Origin of the sequence: Paenibacillus sp. 19GGS1-52, from assembly GCF_022369515.1 — a bacterium.
Taxonomy (GTDB): Bacteria; Bacillota; Bacilli; order Paenibacillales; family Paenibacillaceae; genus Paenibacillus_AQ.
Genome location: NZ_CP059724.1, coordinates 795315 through 821377, shown reverse-complemented (window position 1 = coordinate 821377; position 26063 = coordinate 795315). Strand labels below are relative to the sequence as shown.

General features: G+C 46.5%; 25 protein-coding genes. 2 read left to right on the top strand and 23 right to left on the bottom strand.

Features of this window, described 5'->3' with window-relative positions; translation table 11 throughout:
* Window positions 1–10 precede the first annotated feature (10 nt).
* Together H1230_RS03735 and H1230_RS03730 are read right to left on the bottom strand one after the other, a co-directional pair.
* Entirely contained in the window at window positions 11–559 is a 549-nt protein-coding gene (locus H1230_RS03735; protein ID WP_239717083.1) for a PulJ/GspJ family protein, read from the bottom strand.
* On the bottom strand, window positions 543–1109 hold the full coding sequence (locus H1230_RS03730) for a type IV pilus modification PilV family protein (protein WP_239714293.1): 567 nt from the start codon (window positions 1107–1109) through the stop codon (window positions 543–545). The genes H1230_RS03735 and H1230_RS03730 overlap by 17 nt, the downstream gene beginning before the upstream one ends.
* Before the next feature lie 190 nt (window positions 1110–1299).
* Here H1230_RS03730 and H1230_RS03725 point away from each other — a divergent pair, with 190 nt between their 5' ends.
* The gene (locus H1230_RS03725) at window positions 1300–2085 is read left to right on the top strand and encodes an alpha/beta hydrolase (RefSeq protein WP_239714292.1); all 786 of its coding nucleotides are present in this window, start codon (window positions 1300–1302) and stop codon (window positions 2083–2085) included.
* A gap of 86 nt (window positions 2086–2171) precedes the next feature.
* On the opposite strand, the gene H1230_RS03720 is transcribed toward H1230_RS03725, so the two are convergent.
* Complete coding sequence (locus H1230_RS03720; protein WP_239714291.1) at window positions 2172–3071, bottom strand: SDR family NAD(P)-dependent oxidoreductase; 900 nt, start codon at window positions 3069–3071, stop codon at window positions 2172–2174.
* Between the two features lie 137 nt (window positions 3072–3208).
* Here H1230_RS03720 and H1230_RS03715 point away from each other — a divergent pair, with 137 nt between their 5' ends.
* Window positions 3209–3676 carry a MarR family winged helix-turn-helix transcriptional regulator gene (locus tag H1230_RS03715; RefSeq protein ID WP_239714290.1) on the top strand — a complete coding sequence of 156 codons (468 nt, stop codon included), beginning with the start codon at window positions 3209–3211 and terminating at the stop codon, window positions 3674–3676.
* Between the two features lie 110 nt (window positions 3677–3786).
* On the opposite strand, the gene argH is transcribed toward H1230_RS03715, so the two are convergent.
* From argH to fliW, 20 genes are all read right to left on the bottom strand, one after another.
* Complete coding sequence (gene argH, locus H1230_RS03710) at window positions 3787–5202, bottom strand: argininosuccinate lyase (protein ID WP_239714289.1); 1416 nt, start codon at window positions 5200–5202, stop codon at window positions 3787–3789.
* A 118-nt stretch (window positions 5203–5320) separates the two neighbouring features.
* Window positions 5321–6556 carry an argininosuccinate synthase gene (locus H1230_RS03705; RefSeq protein WP_239714288.1) on the bottom strand — a complete coding sequence of 412 codons (1236 nt, stop codon included), beginning with the start codon at window positions 6554–6556 and terminating at the stop codon, window positions 5321–5323.
* A 419-nt stretch (window positions 6557–6975) separates the two neighbouring features.
* Window positions 6976–7944 (bottom strand): ornithine carbamoyltransferase, encoded by a 969-nt coding sequence (gene argF / locus H1230_RS03700; protein WP_239714287.1) that lies wholly within the window; start codon window positions 7942–7944, stop codon window positions 6976–6978.
* Window positions 7941–9227 carry an aspartate aminotransferase family protein gene (locus H1230_RS03695; RefSeq protein WP_239714286.1) on the bottom strand — a complete coding sequence of 429 codons (1287 nt, stop codon included), beginning with the start codon at window positions 9225–9227 and terminating at the stop codon, window positions 7941–7943. The genes argF and H1230_RS03695 overlap by 4 nt, the downstream gene beginning before the upstream one ends.
* Before the next feature lie 417 nt (window positions 9228–9644).
* Window positions 9645–10475, bottom strand: a complete 831-nt coding sequence (argB, locus tag H1230_RS03690; RefSeq protein ID WP_239714285.1) for an acetylglutamate kinase — start codon at window positions 10473–10475, stop codon at window positions 9645–9647.
* 41 nt (window positions 10476–10516) lie between these two features.
* Entirely contained in the window at window positions 10517–11749 is a 1233-nt protein-coding gene (argJ, locus tag H1230_RS03685) for a bifunctional glutamate N-acetyltransferase/amino-acid acetyltransferase ArgJ (RefSeq protein WP_239714284.1), read from the bottom strand.
* 21 nt (window positions 11750–11770) lie between these two features.
* Complete coding sequence (argC, locus tag H1230_RS03680) at window positions 11771–12826, bottom strand: N-acetyl-gamma-glutamyl-phosphate reductase (RefSeq protein WP_481857113.1); 1056 nt, start codon at window positions 12824–12826, stop codon at window positions 11771–11773.
* A 195-nt stretch (window positions 12827–13021) separates the two neighbouring features.
* Window positions 13022–13906, bottom strand: coding sequence for a YitT family protein (locus tag H1230_RS03675; protein WP_239714283.1), 885 nt, complete (start codon window positions 13904–13906; stop codon window positions 13022–13024).
* Window positions 13907–13918: 12 nt separating this feature from the next.
* Window positions 13919–15032 (bottom strand): peptide chain release factor 2 gene (gene prfB / locus H1230_RS03670; RefSeq protein ID WP_239714282.1). Its coding sequence is split into 2 segments (ribosomal slippage): window positions 13919–14959 and window positions 14961–15032, totalling 1113 coding nucleotides; the frame shifts between segments, so codons are not numbered across the junction.
* A gap of 336 nt (window positions 15033–15368) precedes the next feature.
* Complete coding sequence (secA, locus tag H1230_RS03665; protein WP_239714281.1) at window positions 15369–17879, bottom strand: preprotein translocase subunit SecA; 2511 nt, start codon at window positions 17877–17879, stop codon at window positions 15369–15371.
* A 262-nt stretch (window positions 17880–18141) separates the two neighbouring features.
* Entirely contained in the window at window positions 18142–18693 is a 552-nt protein-coding gene (gene hpf / locus H1230_RS03660) for a ribosome hibernation-promoting factor, HPF/YfiA family (protein ID WP_239714280.1), read from the bottom strand.
* 204 nt (window positions 18694–18897) lie between these two features.
* Window positions 18898–20310 (bottom strand): S-layer homology domain-containing protein, encoded by a 1413-nt coding sequence (locus H1230_RS03655; protein ID WP_239714279.1) that lies wholly within the window; start codon window positions 20308–20310, stop codon window positions 18898–18900.
* A 220-nt stretch (window positions 20311–20530) separates the two neighbouring features.
* Window positions 20531–20728: a cold shock domain-containing protein gene (locus tag H1230_RS03650; protein WP_036721237.1), complete on the bottom strand. Its 198-nt coding sequence runs from the start codon at window positions 20726–20728 to the stop codon at window positions 20531–20533.
* A 225-nt stretch (window positions 20729–20953) separates the two neighbouring features.
* Window positions 20954–21289, bottom strand: coding sequence for a flagellar protein FliT (locus H1230_RS03645; protein ID WP_481857112.1), 336 nt, complete (start codon window positions 21287–21289; stop codon window positions 20954–20956).
* Complete coding sequence (fliS, locus tag H1230_RS03640; RefSeq protein ID WP_239714277.1) at window positions 21282–21674, bottom strand: flagellar export chaperone FliS; 393 nt, start codon at window positions 21672–21674, stop codon at window positions 21282–21284. The genes H1230_RS03645 and fliS overlap by 8 nt, the downstream gene beginning before the upstream one ends.
* A gap of 19 nt (window positions 21675–21693) precedes the next feature.
* Window positions 21694–23172, bottom strand: coding sequence for a flagellar filament capping protein FliD (gene fliD, locus H1230_RS03635; protein WP_239714276.1), 1479 nt, complete (start codon window positions 23170–23172; stop codon window positions 21694–21696).
* Between the two features lie 15 nt (window positions 23173–23187).
* On the bottom strand, window positions 23188–23586 hold the full coding sequence (locus tag H1230_RS03630; protein WP_239714275.1) for a flagellar protein FlaG: 399 nt from the start codon (window positions 23584–23586) through the stop codon (window positions 23188–23190).
* A gap of 279 nt (window positions 23587–23865) precedes the next feature.
* A complete protein-coding gene (locus H1230_RS03625) occupies window positions 23866–25188 on the bottom strand; it encodes a flagellin N-terminal helical domain-containing protein (RefSeq protein WP_239714274.1) in 1323 nt (440 codons plus the stop codon).
* Window positions 25189–25333: 145 nt separating this feature from the next.
* Complete coding sequence (gene csrA / locus H1230_RS03620) at window positions 25334–25567, bottom strand: carbon storage regulator CsrA (protein ID WP_239714273.1); 234 nt, start codon at window positions 25565–25567, stop codon at window positions 25334–25336.
* Between the two features lies 1 nt (window position 25568).
* Window positions 25569–26015, bottom strand: a complete 447-nt coding sequence (gene fliW, locus H1230_RS03615) for a flagellar assembly protein FliW (protein WP_239714272.1) — start codon at window positions 26013–26015, stop codon at window positions 25569–25571.
* Between the last annotated feature and the right edge of the window lie 48 nt (window positions 26016–26063).

Sequence of the window (26063 nt, the reverse complement as noted above, 5' to 3'; positions counted from 1 at the left end):
GGGTAACCTCCTAAAATCCGAATTTGCTCTCTAACTCCATTTCATAAGGCCTACCGTCATAATGTTGGGTCAGTATCAGATTAATGTTAATTAGTCCGCTCTCACAAGACGTTTGTACTGTACACGCTCTGTCACTAGAACTTGTCGAAGTTACCGTAGAACCACTGAGATCGGATTCAATCGTGGTCCGGGGATCACTGGGTGCATTATCAATTTCCATCCTTGTGAATAATTGGCCATCGGTATTTTCTTCAACGAACGCAAGCGTCCGTGTGGAGACTATCCCCTCGCTATCTTCTTTGATTAACTGAATACCTCCGGCGGTATTCACCACCTTTTGCGGAGCGAAGGTATACAATTCACTAATAACAGAGGACATAATGAGGTCTGCTTCATCGCGCAGCGAATTTTCAATCGTTATTTTATGATAGCTGCGGAAACCGAACATCATCACCATAGAGATGATCCCAACAATCATCGAAAATAGCGTCATCGCCGCGATCATCTCAATCAAGGTGAATCCCCGCTCAGACCTCAGGCGGTCAGCGAATTTTCTCATCAATTATATATCCCTCCACCACCGTTGTGTAAGCTTGTCCTCTAGGGCCCCCATCTCCACTCACTTCTACCTGGACGGGAATCAGAAAAGGAGCCATTTCGATTTTGCGATTATCCGGTGCAGCTTCATCACTCTCACTGAGCTTTCCATCCAGCATATCCTGATGCAGCTGTGCCTGATATATAATATTAATATGGTATTCAACTTTATTAACTGTCGGATTCAAAATAGCAGCTAAAGCTGTCGTATTCGAGAACAAGGTGTTATAACTGGTGCATGAAATAGCGGACAGGCAATTGTTTGCTTCTATTATCGGATGCTTGTCTGTTATGAAATATTCCTGCATCTTCACAAAGTCCTGTTTCTCCACATAAAAAAGCGCGTTCCGCGCCAGATTAACCATAATCGTCTTGTTCTGGTTCGATTTGGAGTAGGACATGGCGTTGATGAAATATGACGTAAGTACTAGAGAGACTATCGACAAAATGATGATAGACGCTAATACTTCAATAAGTGTAAATCCTTGCTCCTGCTTAGGGCCCGCTTTCATCCTGCTTTTCCGCCTCTCACACCTTAATCACTTTCATGTTTGCACGTTTCGTTCGGTTTGTCCTGCTTCCATTATATTCTTTCGTATCCAGCTCCAGCAATCCTCCTACTCACAATATTTCTAGAGATTTATCCAATGTCACTCGCTTTTCGATTATGCTATCATTTGTGCTGAGAGGGGATGAATGGGAATGGCATTAGTAGAATGCAAATTTTATTCAGAGGTGTTGGGGCTTAGCACTTCGATGACCGTCATTTTGCCGCAAAAAACGACCACACAGATTGGAATGAGCAACGTTACGAGGGGAAAGCTTCACCCTACACTGTACTTGCTGCATGGCTTATCTGATGATGATTCGATCTGGCTGCGCCGGACTTCGATTGAACGTTATGTTGCGGAAATGGGGATTGCGGTCGTGATGCCGCAGGTACACCGCAGCTTTTACACGGATATGGAAGAAGGTGGGAAGTACTGGACCTTCATTAGCGAAGAACTGCCAGCATTGGCACGTTCGTTCTTTCCGTTGTCACCTAAACGTGAGGATAACTTCGTAGCCGGACTGTCGATGGGTGGATACGGGGCGATCAAGCTGGGATTGCGTAAACCGAAGGTTTTTGCGGCGGCTGCAAGTCTGTCTGGGGCACTTGATATGGCGCATCATTTCATGAACTGGGAAGATCCTACCGCTAAGACGAAAGAGTACGAGCAGATTTTTGGCAAAGAGGATATTGCTGGAACACACGATGATCTATTATGGCTGCTACAAGAACTGGACCGCTCCAAGGGACCTAAACCAGCGCTTTATCAATGCTGTGGCACAGAGGATTTCCTGTATGCAGACAACCAGATTTTCCGCGAAGCCTGTCTAGAAACATCACTATCACTGACCTACGAAGAAGGGCCTGGTTCACATGAATGGGGCTACTGGGATACTAAAATCCGCGATGTGCTGAACTGGCTGCCTCTGAGTAAATAAAGAGATAGCAAGAAAAAAACGGGTATCGTCCTTTATGGATGGTATCCGTTTCTTCGAGAATTATAAGGATATGTTATCCATTGTATTTACTCTGTTCCCCTCACACTTTGATGCTCAAGAAAACCCTTTTGCTCTAGTACATTCTTTGTGGCTTCCCACAATTTGTTCTGCATCGCAGTATCCCCGCCTGGTGATACCGGTTCAATTGAATTTCCGGTTCCCACGTTAAAGTACCCGCCAGTCACTTTTCCATATTTCGGTTCCACGATTAATCTAGTAATAATATCCGTGCCTCTACGAGGATCTCCAAGACGCAGAAATTTCAAAATACGTTCGATGACGGAGGCAAACCTAAGCTCACGTCCAAGTCCAGTCACATTAAATCCCGGATTTAGTGCATTGATGCTAATCTTGGTTCCTTCCCATTGCCGAGCCAATTCGGCAGTGAACATAATATTTAACAATTTGGTTTTGCCATAGAGGGGTGATGAACCCCGAGCTGTAAAGGGTGTTGTATCTGTTAGATCATCAGGCAATTTCAACACTCCATGATTGCGTGAAGCCTGAGAGGCCACATTTACTACTCTTGCGCCGTCTGCGTTCTGTAGAGAAGGCTTCAGAGTATGTGACAATAGCCATGGCGCTAAATAATTCACAGCGATCATTTCTGGAAATCCTTCGGAAGTGGTACGTGGCTCAAAGGCATGAATACCTGCATTATTCAAAAGCACGTCGATCTTCGGATATGCAGCCGCGATTTGTTTACCCACACGTTGTACATCCTTCATTAGCGATAAATCCCCGAAGAAAAAGTCAATCTTAACCGAAGAGCTGTTGGCTTGTATTATTTGTCTGGTTGCCTCCGCACGTTCCTTGCTTCTGGCTGTCAATACAAGATCAAAACCACGTTTCGCCAATTCTATTGCAACAAGCTGCCCTAGACCACTGGTGGCCCCAGTGATAACCACAGTTGATTTTTTACTCATAATCATTCTCCTTTATGTGATACTATTTTTAATAGAGATTTAAGTATATAATTGATATATGTCAACAATAATAGTTTAATGGATATATGTCAACTATATTCAAAGGGTTTATTTTAGTCACGGAAAGGTGAATGAAGATGGAATATGAAGACATCCAAAGTAACCGGAGAGAGCTGTTGGAGAGAGCGCTAGGTGAGCAGCTTAATGCACTTCTCAGCGCTTCACATGCACTGAATGTTACAACCTCAGCGCGGTTTGATTCTTCCCTACAGCCTGCTGCATTCCATATCGTTCGTTGGCTCTACGCTTATGGACCAACAAGCGCTGCGACTTTAGCGGAATCCACCGCTATGGATCGCAGTTCGATCAGCCGGCTTATCAAACAGCTGGAAACCTTGGGATATGTGAAAAAAGAGGTGGCCCCTGAGGATCGTCGAGGCATAGTGATTTCCTTGACCGAGACAGGACAGCAAAAAATTATTAGAGCTCTTGAGGAGAAAGGTTCTGTCTTTTTCGAACGGATTGCCACTTGGAGCGATGCCGAGCTGAATGATTTCATGCAAATGCTTCGCCACTTTAATGGCTTTACTCACACAACTTCCTGAAGGAATCCATAAAAAAAAGACTGTCTTCCCTCTCATCTCCAAGATGCGGTGGAAAAACAGTCTTTCTATTTAAGGCTCTCTTTATCAGTTTTCTTTTATAGCAACTTCACTTACAGAAGTTTATCCCCGTGCTTCACTACCCATTCATTAGCCTCACGCAGCGCTGCCTCGGCTCGTTCAATTGCAGCTTTCACTTGAACAGTAGCTGTACCGCCGTAGACGTTACGTGCATTCACTACTGCTTCTGGCTGCAGTACAGCATAGATGTTATCGTCGAATAACGGCGAGAACTGCTTAAACTCCTCAAGCTTCAAGTCCAGCAGAAATTTCCCTTCGTTGATGCAGTACAGCACAGTTTTACCGATGACTTCATGTGCTTGACGGAAAGGCAAGCCTTTGCCCACCAAGAAGTCGGCGATGTCGGTTGCGTTGGAGAAGTCCGTATTGACCGCCTCACGCATGCGAAGCTTGTTCACCTTCATAGTGGTAATCATCGGTGCAAACAGCTGCAGTGCGCCTGTCAGCGTCGCCACCGTATCGAACATACCTTCCTTGTCTTCCTGCATATCCTTGTTATAGGCCAGCGGTAGTGATTTCAGCACGGTCAACAGACCGATCAGGTTGCCGTAGACACGTCCTGTCTTGCCCCGAACCAGCTCCGGCACATCCGGATTCTTCTTCTGCGGCATAATGCTGCTGCCTGTGCAGAAGGCATCATCCAGCTCAACGAAGCTGAATTCCGTGCTGCTCCACAGTACCAGCTCTTCGCTGAACCTGGACAGATGAGTCATTACAAGCGCTGCATTCGCCAGAAACTCGACAATAAAGTCGCGGTCGCTGACAGCATCCAGGCTGTTCTCATAGACACTGTCGAAGCCCAATAGCTCAGCCACATAATGGCGGTCGATCGGGAACGTTGTTCCGGCAAGGGCTCCAGCCCCCAGTGGCAGTACGTTAATACGCTTGTAGCTGTCCGTCAGGCGCTCCGCGTCGCGGCGGAACATTGATACATATGCTAACAAGTGATGGGCGAACAGGATAGGCTGGGCACGCTGTAGATGTGTGTAGCCCGGAATGATCGTCTCCACGTTATCTTTGGCCTGTTCGATTAAGGCTTCCTGCAGCTCATGCAACAAAGCAACCAGCTCTACCACTCGGTTACGCAAATACAGATGCATATCGGTCGCCACCTGATCATTGCGACTGCGTCCTGTGTGCAGCTTGCCACCGACTGGGCCGATTTCTTCGATGAGCTGTTTCTCGATATTCATATGAATGTCTTCATCCGCTACAGAGAACAGAACCTCGCCCGCGCGTACTTTGCCCAGCACCTTATTCAGCCCATCCTTAATAATCTCCACATCATCCTGCGGCAGGATGCCGCATTTGCCCAGCATCGTGACATGTGCCAGACTGCCCTGCACATCTTCTTCGGCCAAAGCCTTATCAAATCCGATGGAAGCCGTATACTCCTCCACCAGCTTGTTCGTGCCTTTCGTAAAACGTCCACCCCACAGCTTGCTCACCCGTTGCTTCCTCCTCTTATGACGCCAGAGGGCCGCTCCTATCCTGACGGGAGGAACGGCCTTCTCTAGTGTATCTGTTTAAATGTATGGTTAGTTCAGTCGAAACTTCATATTCGTTCTACTTTGCCGACTCCGCAACTCCTGCCGAAACCTTAAGACGCAGTGCATTCAAGCGAATAAAGCCTGTAGCATCGCCTTGGTCATAGGCTTGTGTCGGATCAGCTTCCATGGTGGCGATATCCGGGTTATACAGGCTGACTGGACTCTTTACACCAGCGCCAATGATGTTGCCTTTGTACAGCTTTAGGCGCACGGTGCCGGTTACGTTGTTCTGGCTCTCTGTTACAAGAGCTTGCAGTGCAAGACGCTCAGGCGCGAACCAGAAGCCATTATACACTAAGGTACTGTAACGGGTAATCAAGCTGTCGCGCAGGTTCATTACCTCACGGTCCATCGTAATGGACTCCATTTTGCGATGAGCTGTGAACAGGATCGTTCCACCCGGAGTTTCATACACGCCGCGGCTCTTCATACCGACAAAACGGTTCTCCACCATATCGACCCGGCCAATACCATGCTTGCCGCCCAGCTCATTCAATTTCTCCATCACCTGTAGCGGAGTTAAAGCTATACCATTCAGCGCTACACAATCGCCCTTCAGGAAATCCAGCTCCAAATATTCGGATTGATCCGGAGCATCCTCAGGGGCATTACTCAGCAGGAACATTTCTTTGTTCTCCGGAGCGCTTGGATCAAACCAAGGATCTTCCAGCACGCCGCTCTCGTAGCTGATATGTAACAGATTGCGGTCCATCGAATACGGCTTCGCCGCTGAGGCTTGTACCGGAATGCCGTTCGCTTCCGCGTAGGCGATCATTTCTGCACGGCCTGGGAATTGATTGCGGAATTCCTCAAGACGCCAAGGTGCGATCACCTTGATATTCGGAGCAAGTGCCGCGGCGCCAAGCTCAAAACGCACTTGGTCGTTGCCTTTGCCAGTCGCGCCATGCGCGATAGCTGTTGCACCTTCGGCGATGGCGATTTCAACCATACGTTTGGCGATCAACGGACGCGCGATACTAGTGCCGAGCAGATACTGACCTTCATACTGTGCGCCCGCTTGGAACATCGGGTAGATGAAGTCATTCGCGAACTCATCGCGCAGGTCGTCGATATATACCTTCGACGCGCCGGTAGCGAGCGCTTTTTCCTCCAAGCCGTCCAGCTCTTCCTTCTGGCCGATATCGGCTGTGAAGGCAATAATCTCCGCATCATAAGTTTCTTTCAGCCATTTCAGAATGACCGACGTATCCAACCCTCCAGAATAGGCGAGTACAATTTTCTCTTTAGCCATGAATCAGCAACTTCCTTTCGTATGTCAGGTTCTAATATTTTAAAGCTTAGCGTAATTCGCGGAATATCCGGAGCACATCTAAATTCGAATGTATTCGATGAAACGGCAGTGTTTTCGAAAAAGTACGACTGTACTTTGTGAATTAGAGGGAATTTCTCCCTCTATTTTCGTCAAAATCGTTACTTTTGAGGCTTTAGGGGGAAAAACTCCCTCTAATTGTGGAGAAATCTTTTATTGAAGGCCAAATGGGCAAATTTAGAGGGAGAAATTCCCTCTATTCTTGATTGCAGCCTTATTTCAGCTCGAATAAGGGTAGAAATTCCCTCTAATCCTGGCTAACAGCCAGTAATGCCACTTTAAGGTGGTGCAGATACTGTCACTGTCACTGTTACTGTGCTGTACTGGGTGTACAGATCACCTTAGCCCATCAACGCGGCCATCAGTGCTTTCTGGGCATGCAGGCGGTTCTCAGCTTGATCAAAAATAACCGAGTTCGGACCGTCAATGATGCCTGTGCTGACTTCTTCCTCACGGTGGGCCGGCAGGCAATGCAGGAACAGGTAATCGCTCTTCGCGCCTTTTACAAGCTCCTCATTGACCTGATAATCCTTAAACGCCGCTTCGCGCGCCAACTGCTCTGCTTCAAAACCCATGCTCGCCCATACATCTGTGTAGATGATGTCGGCATCCAGCACCGCTTCCTGCGGACTACGGGTGATCACGATTAGTGCACCAGTCTCCTTAGCGATCTCACGAGCTTCTGCTACAACAGCAGCATCCGGTTCATAACCTTCCGGACCAGCTATCGATACATGCACACCCAACTTGGCACCGCCGATTAAGAGGGAATGCGCCATATTGTTGCCGTCCCCGATATATGCTAGCTTTAGGCCCTTAAGCTGTCCCTTATGCTCATAGATTGTCTGGTAATCGGCCAGTACCTGGCACGGATGTGCTTGGTCACTAAGGCCATTGATTACAGGAACAGAGGAAAAACGCGCAAGCTCCTCTACTTTATCATGACCGAAGGTGCGGATCATGATTCCATCGAGATAACGGGACATTACTTGTGCTGTATCACCAATCGTCTCCCCACGTCCGAGTTGAATGTCATTGCTGCTTAAGAACAGCGCATGTCCGCCGAGTTGATACATTCCAACTTCGAATGAAACACGTGTACGTGTGGAGGATTTCTCAAAAATAAGTCCGATCGTCTTCCCCTTCAGCGGCTGGTATTCCTCACCGTTCTTCTGCTTACGCTTCAGTTCGATCGCCAGCTCAATCAAATAAGTGATTTCTTCCGTGCTGTAGTCGTTCAGCTCCAGTAAATCGCGGCCTTTCAGCTGCTTTGCAATCTTTTGCAGATCGCTCTGTACGCCCTGGCTCATGAACTTGCCTCCCCGTTTGCTTGTTTAGCATAAGTATGAATGAGTTCCGAAAGGATGTCCACCGCTTGGTCGATCTCCTCTTTGCTAACATATAAATTAGGAAGTAAACGAAGAACATTAGGTCCTGCGTTTACGAACAGCAAGCCCCGTTTTTGTCCTGCCAGCACGATATCACTTACCGGTGTCTGGCATTCAATCCCGATCAGTAGACCTTTGCCACGAATATCTATAACAAAAGAACAATCTGCCAGCTTCTCTTTCAGCAGTCCGGTCAGGTATTCGCCCATTTCAGCCGCGCGCTGCGGCAGCTTATCTTCAAGCATCGTCTCGATTGTCGCCGCCATTACCGCTGCCGCCAGCGGCGTTCCGCCGAAGGTGGTCGCGTGGCTGCCTGGCGAGAAGGCTTCGCGCAGATATCCCTTGCCCAACATTACACCAGCCGGAAAGCCGCTGGCTACCCCTTTAGCCAGTGTGAAGATATCCGGCTCCAGATCATAATGCTGATGTGCGAACAGCTTGCCTGTACGGCCCATGCCTGTCTGCACTTCATCTACGATCAGCAGCAGTCCATGATCCTTACACAGCTGAGCTACAGCGTGCAGAAATTCCGGTTCCACCACAAGCACGCCGCCTTCAGCCAAGATCATCTCGATCATAATTGCTGCTGTATGCTCTCCAATGGCTGCTTCCAGTGCTGGAAGATCATAGAGAGGCACAGTCTTGAAACCTGCTGGAAGCGGCAAAAAACCTTCCTTGACTTTGGCCTGTCCAGTCGCCGTCAGTGTAGCCAGTGTCCGGCCGTGAAAGGATTGTTCGAACGTAATGACCTCATAACGGTCAGCGCCCTTCACCTTCTGATGGTAGCGGCGCGCCAGCTTAATTGCCGCCTCATTCGCCTCTGCTCCGCTGTTGCAGAAGAATACTTGATCAGCACAGCTGTTGTCTGTGAGCAGTTCCGCAACCTTATCCTGTCCGGGGATGTGAAATAGATTCGATACATGCCATAGCGTATCAATCTGCTCCTTCAGCTTCGCACCCACTTTTTCCGGAGCGTGACCTAGACTGGTTACAGCCAATCCGCAGGTAAAATCGAGATATTTATTGCCCTTGTCATCCCATACCCAGCTGCCTTTGCCTTTGACCAAACTAAGATCATATCTAGCGTAAGAGGGGAAGATCGAACTCAGCTTCTTCTTAGCTGTATTCGGATTGCCCGCTTCTGCGGTGTGGGTCTGTTGTGCTTCCATCAAGGAATCCTGTTCTGCTTGCGTAAGCTTACTCATTCTAAGTCACTCTCCCAACGGCTGATCCGGTTACCCGACAGCGCTTATAATTTGTTCTACCTTTTTCGCCTAACCCTATTCATAATCCTCGATAACTGAGCTTGAACTTTTGAGATAAAGGGAATTCCTCCCTCTAATCTCGCCATAACCTTCACTTTTAAGGAGTTAGCGGGAAAAACACCCTCTAATTCCTGCCAAATCACATTATTAAGCCCAAATGAATAAATTTAGAGGGACCATTTCCCTCTAATCTCTAAAATAGCCTGATTACAGTGCAATTAGAGGGACCATTTCCCTCTATTTCGATAGGCAACCTTCCATTACATCGGTTGGAAGTTGCTCTATTCACCTTTGAACGGTGTTGAGCCTCTGTTTCACATTTATTCCTATACACCCGCGCTCGCTTGCCGTCTAGCTTTATCGTCGCACGATCCGCGTGCCCAGCTCTTCACCCTGCAGCACCCGGCTAAGCACCCGCGGCTCTTTGCCATCGACAATGACGACCTCCGAGACATTTCCTTGGATACAATCCATCGCTGCACGCACCTTGGGAATCATCCCGCCGTAGATTTCGCCGCTGTCAATTAAGTCTTCAATTTGCTGTATCGTCACTCTCGGAAGCACTTCTTTCCGGCCTTCTACCGAACGCATAATACCCGGCACATCCGTGACTACGATCATTTTAGGAGACTGTACAAATGAGGCTACGGCCCCTGCTGCTGTATCCGCATTAATATTATAGCGCTGTCCTGCTGCATCCACACCAATAGGTGCAATTACAGGAATGTAACCCATAGCGAGGATACCTGTCACAATCTCTGCCTGTACCCCAACTACCTCTCCAACGAATCCTATCTCAGCACTATTAGCTATCGGACGAGCCACAATAAGATTGCCATCGACACCCGAAAGTCCCAGAGCTTTCCCCCCGCGTCCTTGAATTCGCCGTACAATCGCTTTATTAATACTTCCAGCGAGCGTCATTTCTACTACATCCAGAATAGCCTCGGTCGTCACCCGCAGACCATTAACGAAGCTGCTCTCAATACCTAGCTTAGCTAGATTCTCAGAAATGGCCGGCCCTCCACCGTGTACAATGACTGGCTGAACGCCCGCTTGCTGCAGTTCCCGCAAATCATCGAAGAATGAATCAGGCAGTGCCGCCAGCGTGCTGCCACCGCATTTCATCACGAATAAACTCAACGTGTCCTTCTTTTCTATAATTTCATTGGTTGTATTTTGCGTCATAGTATTGATATCCTTCCCCTATGGCTCACATAAGCCATCCGTCAGGTACGGTATGCAGCATTGATACGCACATAATCATAAGTGAGGTCACAGCCCCAAGCTGTTGCCGTTCCACTTCCGTCATGCAAATCTACTGTAATGAGCACCGTTTCACTTTTTTGTAAATAGACCAAGGCCTTCTCTTCATCAAAAACAACCGGCCGCGACTGCAGCAGCACCTCAATATCGCCGAGCGAAATATCTACCCGGTCCGGAGATACCGGAACTCCCGCGCGTCCAACTGCAGCAATGATTCGTCCCCAGTTCGCATCCGCGCCGAATATGGCTGACTTCACAAGACTAGAACCGACAACCGTCTTGGCAATAGCTGCCGCCGCATCGTCATGCACTGCACCATTCACTTGAACCTCGATTAGATGAGTCGCACCTTCTCCATCACGGGCAATCGCTTTAGCGAGACTCTGGCAGACATGCGTGAACGCAGCCGCAAAAGCAGCCCAATCCGGATGAAGCCTGGTCAATGTCTCATTGCCGGCAAGCCCACTTGCCATCGTAACCAGCATATCATTGGTGCTCGTATCCCCATCTACAGTGATCATATTAAAAGTAACATTCGTCGCTGCCCGCAACAGGCTATGCAGATCTTCTGCTGCAATGACCGCATCAGTCGTCATAAAGCCCAGCATGGTCGCCATATTCGGATGAATCATTCCCGAGCCTTTGGCGGCCCCGGCAATCGTAACTTCCTCGCCGCCAATGAGTACCTTCACGCAGCATTCTTTTTTGATCAAATCTGTAGTCAGGATCGCCTGGCAGAAATCATCTGCTCCGCTAGCGCCTCCGTTTAATTTCTCCGGCAGTCCGGCAATACCACTGCGAACACGGTCCATCTTCAACAGCTCGCCGATTACGCCCGTCGATGCCACAGCAACGTCGCTTTCCGCTACACCCAAGAAACGGGCAGCTTCAGCACGCATCTCATACGCATCCTGTTCGCCCTGTTCACCTGTGCAGGCATTGGCATTTCCGCTGTTCACAATAACTGCACGCAGTGTGCCGTTAGCTAGGCTTTCTCGCGTAACCTTCAGCGGAGCCGCCTGAAAAACATTCGTCGTATACACTGCCGCTGCCGTTGCCGGAACCTCGCACACAATCATACCGAGATCGTTGCGCTCTGTTTTTTTCAAGCCGCAGTGCAGACCTCCGGACGTAAAGCCTTTGGGTGTTGTAATACTCCCGCCTTCGACAACGGTATATACATCAATCTCGCTCATAATTATCGTTACCACTGAACCTTATGGATACACAGGTGTGTAGCCAAGTCCAAGGGTTTCCTCCCATCCCATCATCAAATTCAGGTTCTGTATCGCTTGCCCTGCTGCACCCTTCACGAGGTTATCAATGACGGACACAATCGTAACCCGTCCTGTACGGGCATCTGTTGCAAAACCGATATCACAATAATTAGAGCCGCTAACTTCCTTCGTCGCCGGAACTACACCAACATCCCGAACGCGCACAAACGGGCGACCTGCATAATACTCACGATATAATTCCACAAAATCCTGTTCGGTATAATGGCTATTCATCCCTGCATACATCGTATTCATAATTCCGCGGTTCATCGGCACGAGATGGGTGGTGAACGTTACTGTAACCTTTTCCCCAATGATCTCAGTAAGCGTCTGTTCGATTTCTGGGATATGCTGGTGTTTGTTCATTTTATAAGCTTTGAAATTCTCATTGATTTCGGCAAAATGGACCGTCAGGCTCGTTCCCCGACCTGCTCCGGACACTCCAGATTTAGCATCAATAATGATACTATCATGCTTAATCCAGCCTGCCTGAAGAGCCGGAATTAATCCCAGCAGCGCAGCGGTTGAATAACAGCCAGGATTGGATACGAAATCCACACCTGCCACACGTTCTCCAAATACCTCACACAGTCCGTATACAGCCTGTTGCAGATAGACATCTGCTGGCGCAGGATGCTTATACCAATGCTCATATTCGGCACCATCCTTCAACCGGAAATCGCCGGATAGATCCACTACCTTGAGTCCAGTTTCGAGCAGCTGCGGCACCAATTTGGCGCTCACTCCTGACGGCGTTGCCGTAAACACCACATCCGCCTTACCTGCGATCTCAGTTGGGTCGACACCATCCAGATTACGCTCTATAACACCGGTCAAATGTGGAAAACCTTCCTCAATAGATACACCAGCACTCGACGAGGAAATTACCGAAGTAATCTCTACCTTAGGATGGTTTTGCAGCAGCCGAATCAGCTCCACGCCCCCATAACCCGTTGACCCTACAATAGCCGCCCTCAGCTTGCCTTCCACTGTCATCCCCGCTTTCTACTTCTAATTTACCATAAACTAGAATCTATCTAAAGGCTGCCAAGCAGCTTCATTCTCGGAAATTAACCCTGTATACCATCCTGCAAATATGTATTATTATACGACTGAATTAATATAAATACAACACGTTAAGTCAACTTTCCTAGAAAAAAAGAGAAGCACAACCCCTCCTTAATGGAGAATTTATGCTTCTCTTTTGAATCCTTCGCCCAGCACTTCATGCGCCTCGGTAATAATAACGAATGCTCCCGGGTCCACCGATCGGACAATCGCTTTAAGTCTGGCAATCTCATTCTGGCCTACCACTACCATCAGCACCGTACGGTCGTCCCCCGTATAGCCACCTTGAGCGTTCAGCTTCGTTAAGCCACGATCCAGATCATTCAAGATAGCCTGCGATATTTCCTCTGTCTGATCCGAGATAATATAGGCAACCTTTGTACTGCTGAAGCCAACCTCCAAGGCATTAATGACCCTGCCCGTCACGAACAGTCCGATTAGCGCATACAGCGCCTGTTCCATGCCTAGTACAAAAGCAGCCAGCGTAATTACCGTTCCATCCAGCAGCACTACAGACATGGAGAAGCTGAGACCGGATATTTTTTGAATAATCTGCGCCAAAATCGTCAGACCGCCCGTCGAGCCACGCCCGCGGAATACCAGTCCAAGTCCTAATCCCACACCAATTCCGCCATAAATAGAAGCGAGCAGTGGATTGGTCGTTGGAATCGGTCCGTCTTTCGTCAAAAAGATAAACAATGGCAGCACGAAACTCCCCAGCAAAGAACGAATTCCGTATTGTTTGCCAAGGAACAGTATCCCTAGCACAAATAAAGGAATATTCAGCGCCCATTGGGTAAAGGCCGGTTCTGCTCCAAACCAAGCCTCAGCCAACACCGACAGACCGGATACACCACCTGAAGCAATACGGTTCGGCAGAAAAAACAGATTAAAAGCAAGTGCAGTGATTAGCGAACCAATCAGGATTAATGTGATATCAGCGGTATGACGCAACGGTCCGTTTAAGGGAATAAGCGGGGGCTTGTTGCGCGAATTCATTTTTTGCATGCATGGATCTCCTTATTCTGCCTCTGTCTTAATCTGGCTGCGCAAATAACCATCGATAAATGCATCCAAATCGCCATCCATTACCGCTCCTACATTCCCTGTTTCCACGGAAGTCCGGTGATCTTTGACCATACTATAAGGATGGAACACATAGGAGCGAATCTGACTGCCCCAGGCTATATCCGATTGTTCGCCCCGAATCTCATCCAAATGCGCCTGTTGCTCTTGCAGCTTACGTTCATACAGCTTGGAGCGCAGCATCGTCATTGCTTGTTCCCTATTCTTAATCTGGGAGCGTTCATTCTGGCAGGTCACAACAATCCCTGACGGAAGATGGGTAATCCGTACCGCAGAGTCGGTTGTATTGATATGCTGACCGCCCGCTCCTGTCGCACGGTAAGTATCGATCTTCAAATCCTCCGTCCGAATTTCCACTTCTACATCATCCAGAATTTCCGGCACAACATCACAGGATACAAATGAGGTATGGCGTCGTCCAGAACCATCAAATGGAGAAATACGCACTAAGCGGTGTACACCTTTTTCCGTCTTCAGGTACCCGTAAGCATTGAAGCCTTTGATAAGAAGAGTTACACTCTTGATTCCGGCCTCATCACCTGCAAGATAATCGAGAACCTCAACCTTAAAGCCATGCTTCTCTGCCCAACGCGTATACATACGCAGCAGCATTTGACCCCAGTCCTGAGATTCCGTTCCTCCTGCACCCGGATGCAACTCTAGAATCGCATTAAGCTTATCGTAAGGCTGATTTAACAGCAGTTGTAGCTCGAACTCATCCAGTCTTTTCATCAGTTCACGGATCGCTGCACCTGTTTCGGCTGCCAGATCCTCGTCACCTTCGTCATCCGCTAGCTCAGTCATCATCTCGGCATCATCATACTCTTGCTGCAGCTTCTCATATTGGTCCACGGATAGCTTCACCGCATTCATCTCGGCAATTACGCCCTGGGCCTTGTCACTATCATCCCAAAAACCAGGTGCCGCCATCTTCTCCTCGAAGTTGGCAATCATCTCCTGCTTCAGGTCTAAGTCAAAGTGACCCCCTAAGATTAGTTAGTTTCTTGCCTATTTCACGCAGGTCGTGCTTTACATTCGGATCTATCATGGGAGTTCACTTCACCTTTCAAAATAGGTTGTTGCGTCTTTCGCTATTGGACTCTTAAAAAGAACAGGTGATATATTGCCGCTCCGCTTGCGGATTATTCTTCCGATTGCTGTTATCCCCTGATTTCTTGAATTAATATTCAATGAATGAAATCCGGGGATAAAGGCAAACGCTACGCTTCTCCAGAACAATTCCGCCTGCTGCGCTCTATTATCACCAAAATGCATAAAGCCCAAAAAAGCGGCTGGGCCGCAAACGGGTAACCCCGGGCCCAGCCGCTCTTATTGTCATTATCCCCCACAAGACTAATACTCAAGACTTATCGGGCAGTTCGTCTTACGCGTTCTGACCGTGGCAATTCTTATATTTCTTGCCACTTCCACAAGGACATGGGTCGTTACGTCCAACTGTTGACTCAATGTGTACCGGACGTTTCTCAACAGGCTCACTATTTGTGGAAATTTTATCTTCTTCCACAACCGACTGCCGCTCCTGATTCGTCTCAATGTGCGCCTTCATAATATAAGTCGCTACTTCTTCTTGAATGGTAGCAGTCATCTCATTGAACATTTCGAAGCCTTCAAATTGATATTCGCGCAGCGGATCTGTACCGCCGTATGCACGCAGGTGAATCCCCTGACGCAATTGATCCATTGCATCGATATGATCCATCCATTTGCTGTCTACGGAGCGCAGAACGATTACTTTCTCAAATTCGCGTACCAGCTCTGAGCCAAGACGTTCTTCACGGGCAGCATATTTCTCCAGCACGCGTCCAAAGATAAATTCAATAATCTCTTCTACTTCTTTGCCCCACATATCGTCACGGGTCAAGGAGCCTTCGTCCAGCAGCTTGCTGTTCACGTAATCAGCAACCTCCTGCAGCTCCCAGTTCTCAGGAATATCGTCGCTGCAATGTGCATTGACAATACGTTCAATGACCGGCTTAATCATTTCAATGACAACATCTTTGATATTGTCAGACTCCAGGATTTCGCGGCGTTGTTTATAAATAATTCCCCGCTGCTGGTTCATAACGTCATCATATTGCAATACAACTTTACGAACATCAAAGTTGTTGCCTTCAACCCGCTTCTGTGCAGATTCAACCGCACGGCTAATCATCCGGCTCTCAATCGGCTGGTCTTCCTCAAAGCCAAGGCGATCCATCATGTTCAGCACATTATCTGCACCAAAACGTTTCATCAGTACATCACCAAGTGATAAGTAGAATTGTGTGGAGCCTGGGTCGCCTTGACGTCCCGCCCGTCCGCGCAACTGGTTATCAATTCGCCGAGATTCATGGCGCTCTGTGCCAATAATATGCAGGCCACCAAGATCCGTGACACCTTCACCCAGAACGATATCCGTACCACGTCCAGCCATATTAGTCGCAATCGTTACTGTACCTGGTTGCCCAGCGTAGGAGATAATTTCTGCTTCCGCAGCATGATGCTTGGCGTTAAGCACTTGGTGTTTGACGCCTTTGCGTTTCAGCATTTCAGAGACACGCTCCGAGTTCTCGATAGAAACAGTACCAACCAGCACTGGTTGATTCTTCTTATGCCGTTCAACAATTTCTTCTACAACAGCGTTAAACTTACCGTTCTCACTCTTGTAGACCACGTCAGGATGATCCAGACGCTTGTTCGGTTTATTCGTCGGCACCTGTAGAACTTCCAGGCCGTAAATGTTCTTTAATTCCTCTTCTTCCGTCTTTGCAGTACCGGTCATACCACCGAGCTTACGATACATCCGGAAGTAGTTCTGGAAGGTTATTGTGGCCAGCGTCATGCTCTCATTCTGTACCTCAATCTCTTCCTTTGCTTCAATAGCCTGATGCAGCCCGTCGCTGTAACGCCGTCCGGCCATTAGGCGACCTGTAAATTCATCTACAATAACAACTTCCTCTTCCTCATTCACAACATAATCCACATCACGGCGCATTATAACGTTCGCCTTGAGCGCTTGGACAATATGATGATTCAGAGTGACATTACTATGATCATAGAGGTTCTCAATTCCAAAAGCGCGTTCAGCAATAGCTACGCCCTTCTCTGTAAGAGCAATGGATTTCACTTTAATATCCACCGTATAATCCTCTTCAGCAGTCAGTTTCTTCACGAAACGGTCTGCTGCAAAATACAGTTCAGTAGATTTCTCTGCCTGGCCTGAAATAATAAGAGGAGTCCGCGCTTCATCAATAAGGATAGAATCCACTTCATCAATAATACAGAAATACAAAGGACGTTGTACCATTTGCTCTTTATAGAGCACCATGTTGTCACGCAAGTAATCAAAGCCAAATTCGTTATTCGTGCCATACGTAATATCGCAGGCATACGCTGCTTGTTTATCATCATGGTCCATTCCGCTCAGGTTCACCCCAACCGTCATGCCCAGAAAGTTATAGATTTGTCCCATTTGCCCACTATCACGCTGAGCCAGATAATCATTAACGGTTACAACGTGTACCCCTTTACCGAGCAACGCATTCAAATAAACCGGCAAGGTACCTACCAGTGTCTTACCTTCACCTGTCTTCATCTCAGAGATTCTGCCTTCATGCAGTGCTATACCTCCGACTAACTGTACATCAAAATGCCGCATGCCCAGCGTCCGTTTGGAAGCTTCACGTACGGTAGCAAATGCTTCGGGAAGGATTTCCTCCAGTTTTTCGCCTTTTTCAATACGGGCACGGAATTCGTCTGTTTTAGCCGTCAGCGCTTCATCCGAGAGCACTGCAAATTCCGCTTCCAATCCATTAATTACATCGACCGTCTTCATTAGACGTTTGACATCGCGTTCGTTGGTGTCGCCGAATATTTTCTTCACAAGTCCTAGCATGGTTAACCCCTTTCATGCAACACAGATGGTGGAATCGAGCCCATCCTCATAAAATTGAAAGGGCCATTTATAAATTCGATTCCGCTGCTTCATAAATTGTAACAGTTTGTAAGAGATGCCGCAATACAAGCAGTATGAAGCTTTATTTTCACAACTTCTATATATACGCACAAGAGCCCTATTCGCTTCATGCGAATAGGGGCTCGGTTTAATTTTCTTGATCTACCTTTGCCATTCGCCGCATTACTGGCGGCGCTTCGGCCTAGTCCTGCTCAATTAAGCCATATTTACCATCATTGCGTTTATAAACAACGCTCACTTCAGAAGTGTCAATGTTAGAGAAAACAAAGAATGTATGTCCAACCATGTTCATCTGCAGAATTGCTTCTTCCACATCCATTGGCTTCAAAGTAAAACGCTTATTCCGTACCACTTCCAAATCATCGTAATCTTGTTCTTCTACAGAAACAGTGCCATTAACACCTTCCACAAACAAAGTCTTCAGGCTTCCCTCCGTGCGGAACTTACGATTAAGTTTGGTCTTGTGTTTACGAATCTGGCGTTCCAGCTTGTCCACTACAGCGTCTGTAGATGCATACATATCATCGCTACGATCCTCGGCACGAAGCGTCACTCCGGCAAGCGGTATGGTTACTTCCACCGTATGAAGGCCACGAACGACGCCAAGCGTCACATTTCCTTCTGAGGTTGGGGGTGCATCGAAATACTTCTCAAGTCTGCTGAGCTTCTTATCAACATATTCTCTCAAAGCCTCGGTCACTTCAATTTGTTGACCTCGAATGCTGAACTGCATGGGCACTCCTCCTTTGTTGTACAAATCTAGTATACCAAATTGTTAGAGCTAAGTAAAAAGCAAATGATGACAGCCTTTACATTTAGTTAATAAAAGGTGACATAAAGCTGACAATTTAGTTATAGTTCTCTCCACAACATGAAAAAATGTCCGGAATTAGCATAAGAATCGCCTGTCCCGGACACATTAACTAACAATTATTGTTTATTTCGTATGGATACGAATGATTTCTACGGGTGACCATGTACTGCCAGTTCCCTTAATAAGATAAATCTTATACCCAGTATCGGTAGCCAGTCCACTCAATGTAACAGTGCGTTCAACTCCTGGTAGGGCTAAGATCATTCCCGTCCATGGAGAAGTTAAAGCAACTCCCGAACTATTTTGTCCGGCTGCTATCTGCGCTGCACTAGGGTCTACAGCACTATCAAGCAACACAACATATCTTAACGACTCTGGAGAACCGCTAATCTGTCCATAAGTAACATACACATCTGCAGTTACGGTGCCTACATTCCCCGGTTCAAACTGTGATATCGAGGTTGCAGTCCCTGAGACAGTCGTAAATTGTACTGTTGAAACCGTAGACCAATTGCCAGAAGCATCAGCAACTGTCACATAAGTAGCATACTCTGTGCCAGCCACCAATCCATAAACGGAGAACGAGACTGAAGTATTGGCTAAAGTCGCCTTGTTTCCGTGATTCACTCCTAGCGTTCCGGCACTCGTCAATCCATCCCGCACCTGCAGGACACTTGGAACAGCAGCACTACTATTATAAGGTGCTACTACATAATATACTGTGCCAGTTACGGAAGGAGTTAGATAGACATCCGCCGTAACGACGCCAACATTACCGTAGGTTGCACCGCTTACTGTCGGAGTAGTGACTGTTCCTCCGCCTCCACCAGATCCACTACCTGGGGTAGCTGTTGCTGTTGGTGTAGGGCTAGCTGTTGGTGTTGCAGTCGGAGTTGGAGTAGGTGTAACTACACCACCTGGGTTTGTTGGCTTATAGATTACCGAGTTGCTAATAATACCTACTGCTTCTGCGCGTGTTAGCGCTTTCTTCGGACCGAAAGTTCCGTCCGGATATCCGTTAATGATCTTCTTTGCTGCGGCCGCAGACACTGCGCCCCGGCTCCACGAAGCAATCTGAGCACTGTCTTTGAAATTAGTGGACGTTGAACTTGTATTTAAATCAAGCACCTTTGCCACAATGACAGCTGCTTCCTGTCGGGTTAATGCATTGTTCGAACGGAACGTATTATTTTCATACCCACCGATATACCCGGCTTTTACAGCCTTGGCAACTTCAGTGTAAGCCCAGTTAGAGCTCTTAAGATCCTTAAAGCTAATAGTCGTTGTTTCTGTGAAACCGAACAGACGGTTTACAAGTGCTACATACTCCCCGCGAGTAATAGCTTTGTTGGGTTTGACGGTACCATCCTGATACCCGTGCAAGTAACCTGCATCCAGCCATTCCTGCAGCTGGCTTTGTGCCCAATGACCCTGGATATCCTTGGGTACTGGTGCAGCGGAAACACTGCCGAGAGATCCCAATAACATACTGATCCCCAATATTCCGGTCATAATACCACGCCACTTCTTGTTCATGTTGCTAATCATCCTCCTGTGCAAAAGTTAGAGTACGTCGAGGCAAGATAAAAAGCCCAACCTTCTTTATTACCCATATTTTAGCGGATGTTAACATTTATTATAAAAAAAGATATTTTCCTATGAAAAAAGGACCTTGGGAATAGTCCCAAAGTCCTCGCTAGCGTTGTCCTCAATTGCTAACCATCTACCATATATGTAGGTCGGCTTCGCCGGATGATTATAATTTGATTACGTTAGCTGCTTGTGGTCCGCGTGCGCCTTCAACGATGTCGAATTCTACGGATTGACCTTCATCCAATGTCTTGAAACCATCTGTTTGAATTGCGGAGAAATGTACGAATACGTCGCCACCGTCTGAAGTCTCGATAAAACCATAACCTTTTTCTGCATTAAACCACTTTACTTTACCTTCCATTGATAAACATTCCCTTCGTCATCAGATGAACGTGAGTCTTGCTCACAAATCGACTATACCACCGCAACTTCTCGATTGTCAATTGGAATAGTAAATGTTTACATGCAATAAATTACCATTCATTAATTTAACAATAAAAAGAATAAAAAAGCAGCTTAATAGCAGAAAAAAGAGCAGATGATTTATATAACCCATCTGCTCCTGAGGTGAATCAAGAAGAATATATTATTTTTTGCGGTCCATTAAAATGCTATCCGGCGCATAATGCATATCGTATGCGTTACGTTGTACCTTGGCCTGATTACGCTTCTGCAGCCAATCCTGCGCTTCAAGACGATGCGCGTTCATGGCGGCAAGAATTGCAGAATCATGTTCCAAAATTCGATTTATTTCCTGTTCCTGCATAGAAGTAAGCTGACAAATTGCTGCCTTCTCGCCGATAGAATCGACAATATCCTGCCGTTCCTCTACGAAGGACTCAAGCTCCTCGTATGGGACTTCATATAGGCGATCCATAATCCCCTGGGTCAACTGACCTAAACTCCGTATGAGTTCATCCATGGGTAATTTCAGGCTGATTCGCAGCAATTTTGGATGCCTGCAGCCAAGTTTCCCTAAGTTCAGTGAGATAGCCAATGGCTTCTTCGACTTTCTCGTGACTCTTGTGGACATTTGCTTCGACAAGCAAATAATTAATGTATTCATAAAGTGCATAAAGGCCCTTGGAAACTTCGTAAGTCTGGTCCAAAGTAATCATTAGTTCCTTTACGATGTTCTGTGCCTTGCCAAGGTTCAAGTTGGACTTCTCATAATCCTGTTTGTTGATTCCATCCATTGCCGTTCTGGCAAAACGTATCGCTCCATCATAAAGCATAATTAGCAATTGTGCAGGTGTTGCTGTCTGAACAGAAGATTGACGATATTTCTCATATGGAGAAGTCATCATGTGAATTCACCTCTATCAATTATTGTGCCATGAAGTTAGTTATCATACTGGACTGGTTATTGTATTTATTCATAGCTGTCTCCATGGATGTGAACTTCCTGTAGTAACTTGTCTCCAAATCGGTTAGTTTGTCCTGAAAAGCGCTAATTCGATTAGTATAATCTGATAAACTTTTCCCTATCAAGCTGTCCTTCTTGTACGCAATGGTTATGTCTGATGAGAACTTCGAAGTCCCTGCTTTGGTTACAATCTTGTCCAGAGCAGCATCGACTTTCGTTGTCAATTTATCAAATAATCCGTCTGAGCCGCCTGTAGAGCTTTGAAAGATAGAGATAACTTTTTGTGGATCGTCCAGTATTGCTTTTTTCAATACGGTTTGGTCAATATGCAGTTTCCCATTCTCGTAATAAGGCCCTGCTGTTATTCCAATGGCACTAAGATCGCCAATTTTCTTCGTTAGTTCTTCACGCATTGAAGAGATAGTAGATTTCAGAATGTCATCATTCTTCAGCAATCCACTTTTTGCTTTGGCTTCCCATTGTGTAATATCACTATCACTCATGTCTTTCTTCTGCTCATCCGTAAGGGGAGGAAAATCCTTATAACGTGCTTCGTCAACCTTGGTTTGTAGTGCACCTAACAAATCGTTGTAATCCTTCACAAAACTAGTAATCGTATCAATTGCCTTCGCGGGGTCTGATTGTGTTGTTACTGTTGTAGCGTTGCCACCTGAAACTGTCAGTAATGTAAACTGTACGCCATTCAGACTAAAGCGGTTACTATCAAAGCTTGTAGTTGATGCACTGCCATTGATCTTCACCAGTGCAGACTGGGGATCAACTTGAGTGTATGGCCCAGTTGATCCGAGTACCGTCAGCAGGGTACTTGGATCACTGATTGCAACCTTACCTTCAGAACCGTAGGTCTTCGAAGCGATGGAGAACTTGCCTGAAACTTCATCAAATGTAGCCGTCACATTAGCTGCACTTGTATTAATCTTGGAAACGACTTCTCCTATGGTCAGGTCCTTGTCAAAATCCAAGGTTTTACCATTGATTACAATATTATAGGTTTGAGTTGTAGCGTCGGCGCCCGTAAGTGCACTTAGTCTGGATTGTGAAGTAGTCTTGGCTGTACCCGTCGAAGGAGCAGGTACAATCCCGGACTCCCATGAAGCTGGCTTGGCAAGTTGGGTGATTTCCATTGAGATAGGAATCCCGTTAGCATCGGCTGTTGCTTCAGCCTTCAGTGCAGTTGTATTTCCGCTTACAACAGCCGTCTGAGTATTCAACTCCGTAGATTTATTATACGTCATTAGCTTGGAGTTACGGAAATCGACAAGTTTACTGTTTATATCACGATAATTGTCTCTCTGCCAGGTGAGCGTCTGTTTTTGTTGAGCTAATTTGTCCAAAGGCACGCGTTTTGCGGTCATCATTTGTTTCACTAGTGTGTCTACATCCATACCAGAAGCCAACCCACTGATTCGAGTTACCATATAATACCCTCCTATTTATATTCTTTCATCAATTAGAATTCCTGCAATCTTCATCATACTAGCCACAAGATCAAGCGTCTTCTCGGCAGGGATTTCTCTGATCAACTCGCCGGTATCCTTATTCCGCATTTTGATCATTATTGTATTGGTTGGTTTGTGTACGCTGACTTCAAAATCCACTGTTGGCCCCTGCAAAGCCTTGAGCGCACGATCAAGTGCCTTGACGACCTGTTCATCTGCCGTAGAAACAGAGACACCCTGAGTCTCCAACCCCTTGATTTCAACATAGCTTGGTAGTTGCGCTAGCGAGCTAGTGTTTTCCTTAACTTCGGTCTTTGAGGATGTAATGGGTGCACTCACCGCATCTATTGATTTATTACTATAGTTCCCTGAACCTGAAAGACGAATCTCCATACCGAATCCCCCCGATAGCTTTCATTCATACTCTATTTATCGGTTATTCGGTGCGTTAGATGAATATACAGCGGAAGAATTATCCTGCAGATTGATAAAAATGCTTAGAACTATAACTTTCCAACAGTTTCTTGTTAAGTCTCCACCAACTTCGATAAAAAAACAAATGCCAGTAGCTACTTTCCAGCTACTGGCGTTTGGTCTACATGCCGAATAATACGAAAAAAAGCCAGAGCTTTCGCTCTGACTCCATTCTATTGCTAGTACGTTACTAACTAATTATCTCAACAACTGCAGAACCTGTTGTGGCTGTTGGTTAGCTTGCGCCAACATTGCTTGAGCAGCCTGCGAAAGAATGTTGTTCTTAGAGAATGTAGACATTTCTTTAGCCATGTCAACGTCTCTGATACGGGATTCAGCAGAAGTCATGTTCTCGGAAGCAGTACCCAAGTTGGCAATGGTGTGTTCAAGTCTGTTTGTGTATGCACCAAGCTTGGATCTTTCGGAAGATACTGCATCGATTGCTGTTTGGATTGTAGTGATTGCTGTAGTTGCTGTAGCAGAATCAGTAACTTGAATTCCTTGAACACCAAGTGCCGTTGCTCTCATGTCAGCAATACCAACGTTCATCATTTGGTTTTCATTAGCACCAATTTGGAAGTTCAGAGTTCCGTTACCCGTTACATCCAAATTTGTAGCTCCAGTACCTTTTACTTCAAATTGCAACCCTTTATTAGCACCAGCTGTAATTGTAACTGTATTACCTTGTGCTGTGTAACTTCCTGCACCAGTTACAACAGCGTCAGTACCAGCTTGAGGTACCTGAGTTCCAGCCGTAGCTGCATCTGAAGTAAACTTAGAAGCACTACCCGCTGCAGTAGATGTTAATACTAAATCATTTCCTGATATTGAAGCCTTAACCCCAAGACCTGCATCATTAATGGTTTTAATGGTATCTGCAGCAGTAGTACCAGCCGCAAATTTAAACTGAGTACCATTTATAGTCATGTCAGCATCTGTACTAGCTGTAACTCCAGCTGTAAAAGCAGCCGTTCTTGTGTCCGTCGCTTTTGTTGCAAGTACAGAAGCAGTTATTGCTACCGTAGCTCCACCTACTACTGTATCCCCAGTTCCGCCTGTGATCACTGCATTCGCAGGAGCTGAAGAAGTACCAGTTACGTTAGCTCCACCATTAAGGAGTTTCTTAGTATTGAACTCTGTGTTATTACCAATTCTATCTATTTCGGAAGTCAACTGATCCAATTCTTTTTGTACTTGGCCTCTATCGTTGGAGTTCAAAGTATCATTGGAACCTTGTACTGCCAGTTCTCTCATTCTTTGCAGAATGGAGGTTGTTTCGTTCAATGCACCTTCACCAGTTTGCAATAGGGAAATTGCATCTTGGGAGTTACTAGAAGCTTGATCAAGACCACGAATCTGGCCTCTCATTTTTTCGGAAATTGCAAGACCTGCTGCATCGTCGCCGGCTTTGTTAATGCGAAGACCTGAAGACAATTTTTCCATTGATTTGCTGGCGTTACCTGCGTTGATGTTCATGTTTCTGTTAGCATTGATGGAGCCCATATTGTGGTTGATAATCATAATAAAATTCCTCCTTGAAATAGTTTGTCCACATCCATGTGGTAAGTGCTGCCGTTAAGGCCGGCCGTCCCTTTCGAATCAGCACCTGTTATATATATCGACGTCAGCCACGGATTGTTTATAGCTATTATGAAATTTCTTTAATTTATTTTTGCTCACGCAAACGATCCATGAGTGCACTCAGATTAGTAGTACTTGAAGTAGCAGATTCTTCGTTAGATTCCTTGATTGATAAATAGACTTCTTGGCGAAAGATATCGACATGCTTCGGCGCAGAAATCCCTACCCTGATACTATCTCCGTCCACACTTAGAATGGTGATTTCAATATTATCCTGGATAATGATGGATTCGCCCTTTTTACGAGTAAGTACAAGCATCTCATTCGCCGCCCTTCTGAAGTACCTCTTCCACAGCATTCCACAAACGGTGTTTAGTCCCGTAGGACGATTTATGTAGCACTACCTGTTTACCGGTATGTTTAACCGGATTCAGCACAATTGGAGCAAGTAAATTCAATGTTGCTTGCTCTAATTCATCTTTAATAGTCACAATACAGCAAACACTAACATCATCTTCGAGCTCCAACTCTTCCTTATCACTATCCGGCAATTGGAATTCATAGGATGGATAGAAGACAAAGGGATCACTTAAGAGAAAAGATAAGCTCTGGTTATTTAATGATTGGAGATAAGAGAACGGCCCCTCCTCCCCTATGATCAAGGCGAATTCTGTTTCTTCCTCAAAACCAGGGATTCCTTTGGAAAAATGGTAAACCTGATCCTCATTTATATCAAGCGTTCCCCAAGTCAACGTTTCTATAATCATTATCACAAACACTCCTTTATCATTTGTTCTAACAAAAAAGCTATAGAC

What these genes read in the sequence shown, in the direction of transcription:
- H1230_RS03735 (WP_239717083.1), bottom strand. Translation starts at nt 559, where the DNA reads ATGAGAAAATTCGCTGACCGCCTGAGGTCTGAGCGGGGATTCACCTTG.
- H1230_RS03730 (WP_239714293.1), bottom strand. Translation starts at nt 1,109, where the DNA reads ATGAAAGCGGGCCCTAAGCAGGAGCAAGGATTTACACTTATTGAAGTA.
- H1230_RS03725 (WP_239714292.1), top strand. Translation starts at nt 1,300, where the DNA reads ATGGCATTAGTAGAATGCAAATTTTATTCAGAGGTGTTGGGGCTTAGC.
- H1230_RS03720 (WP_239714291.1), bottom strand. Translation starts at nt 3,071, where the DNA reads ATGAGTAAAAAATCAACTGTGGTTATCACTGGGGCCACCAGTGGTCTA.
- H1230_RS03715 (WP_239714290.1), top strand. Translation starts at nt 3,209, where the DNA reads ATGGAATATGAAGACATCCAAAGTAACCGGAGAGAGCTGTTGGAGAGA.
- H1230_RS03705 (WP_239714288.1), bottom strand. Translation starts at nt 6,556, where the DNA reads ATGGCTAAAGAGAAAATTGTACTCGCCTATTCTGGAGGGTTGGATACG.
- argF (WP_239714287.1), bottom strand. Translation starts at nt 7,944, where the DNA reads ATGAGCCAGGGCGTACAGAGCGATCTGCAAAAGATTGCAAAGCAGCTG.
- H1230_RS03695 (WP_239714286.1), bottom strand. Translation starts at nt 9,227, where the DNA reads ATGAGTAAGCTTACGCAAGCAGAACAGGATTCCTTGATGGAAGCACAA.
- argB (WP_239714285.1), bottom strand. Translation starts at nt 10,475, where the DNA reads ATGACGCAAAATACAACCAATGAAATTATAGAAAAGAAGGACACGTTG.
- argJ (WP_239714284.1), bottom strand. Translation starts at nt 11,749, where the DNA reads ATGAGCGAGATTGATGTATATACCGTTGTCGAAGGCGGGAGTATTACA.
- argC (WP_481857113.1), bottom strand. Translation starts at nt 12,826, where the DNA reads ATGACAGTGGAAGGCAAGCTGAGGGCGGCTATTGTAGGGTCAACGGGT.
- H1230_RS03675 (WP_239714283.1), bottom strand. Translation starts at nt 13,906, where the DNA reads ATGCAAAAAATGAATTCGCGCAACAAGCCCCCGCTTATTCCCTTAAAC.
- secA (WP_239714281.1), bottom strand. Translation starts at nt 17,879, where the DNA reads ATGCTAGGACTTGTGAAGAAAATATTCGGCGACACCAACGAACGCGAT.
- hpf (WP_239714280.1), bottom strand. Translation starts at nt 18,693, where the DNA reads ATGCAGTTCAGCATTCGAGGTCAACAAATTGAAGTGACCGAGGCTTTG.
- H1230_RS03655 (WP_239714279.1), bottom strand. Translation starts at nt 20,310, where the DNA reads ATGAACAAGAAGTGGCGTGGTATTATGACCGGAATATTGGGGATCAGT.
- H1230_RS03650 (WP_036721237.1), bottom strand. Translation starts at nt 20,728, where the DNA reads ATGGAAGGTAAAGTAAAGTGGTTTAATGCAGAAAAAGGTTATGGTTTT.
- H1230_RS03645 (WP_481857112.1), bottom strand. Translation starts at nt 21,289, where the DNA reads ATGGATGAACTCATACGGAGTTTAGGTCAGTTGACCCAGGGGATTATG.
- fliS (WP_239714277.1), bottom strand. Translation starts at nt 21,674, where the DNA reads ATGATGACTTCTCCATATGAGAAATATCGTCAATCTTCTGTTCAGACA.
- fliD (WP_239714276.1), bottom strand. Translation starts at nt 23,172, where the DNA reads ATGGTAACTCGAATCAGTGGGTTGGCTTCTGGTATGGATGTAGACACA.
- H1230_RS03630 (WP_239714275.1), bottom strand. Translation starts at nt 23,586, where the DNA reads ATGGAGATTCGTCTTTCAGGTTCAGGGAACTATAGTAATAAATCAATA.
- H1230_RS03625 (WP_239714274.1), bottom strand. Translation starts at nt 25,188, where the DNA reads ATGATTATCAACCACAATATGGGCTCCATCAATGCTAACAGAAACATG.
- csrA (WP_239714273.1), bottom strand. Translation starts at nt 25,567, where the DNA reads ATGCTTGTACTTACTCGTAAAAAGGGCGAATCCATCATTATCCAGGAT.
- fliW (WP_239714272.1), bottom strand. Translation starts at nt 26,015, where the DNA reads ATGATTATAGAAACGTTGACTTGGGGAACGCTTGATATAAATGAGGAT.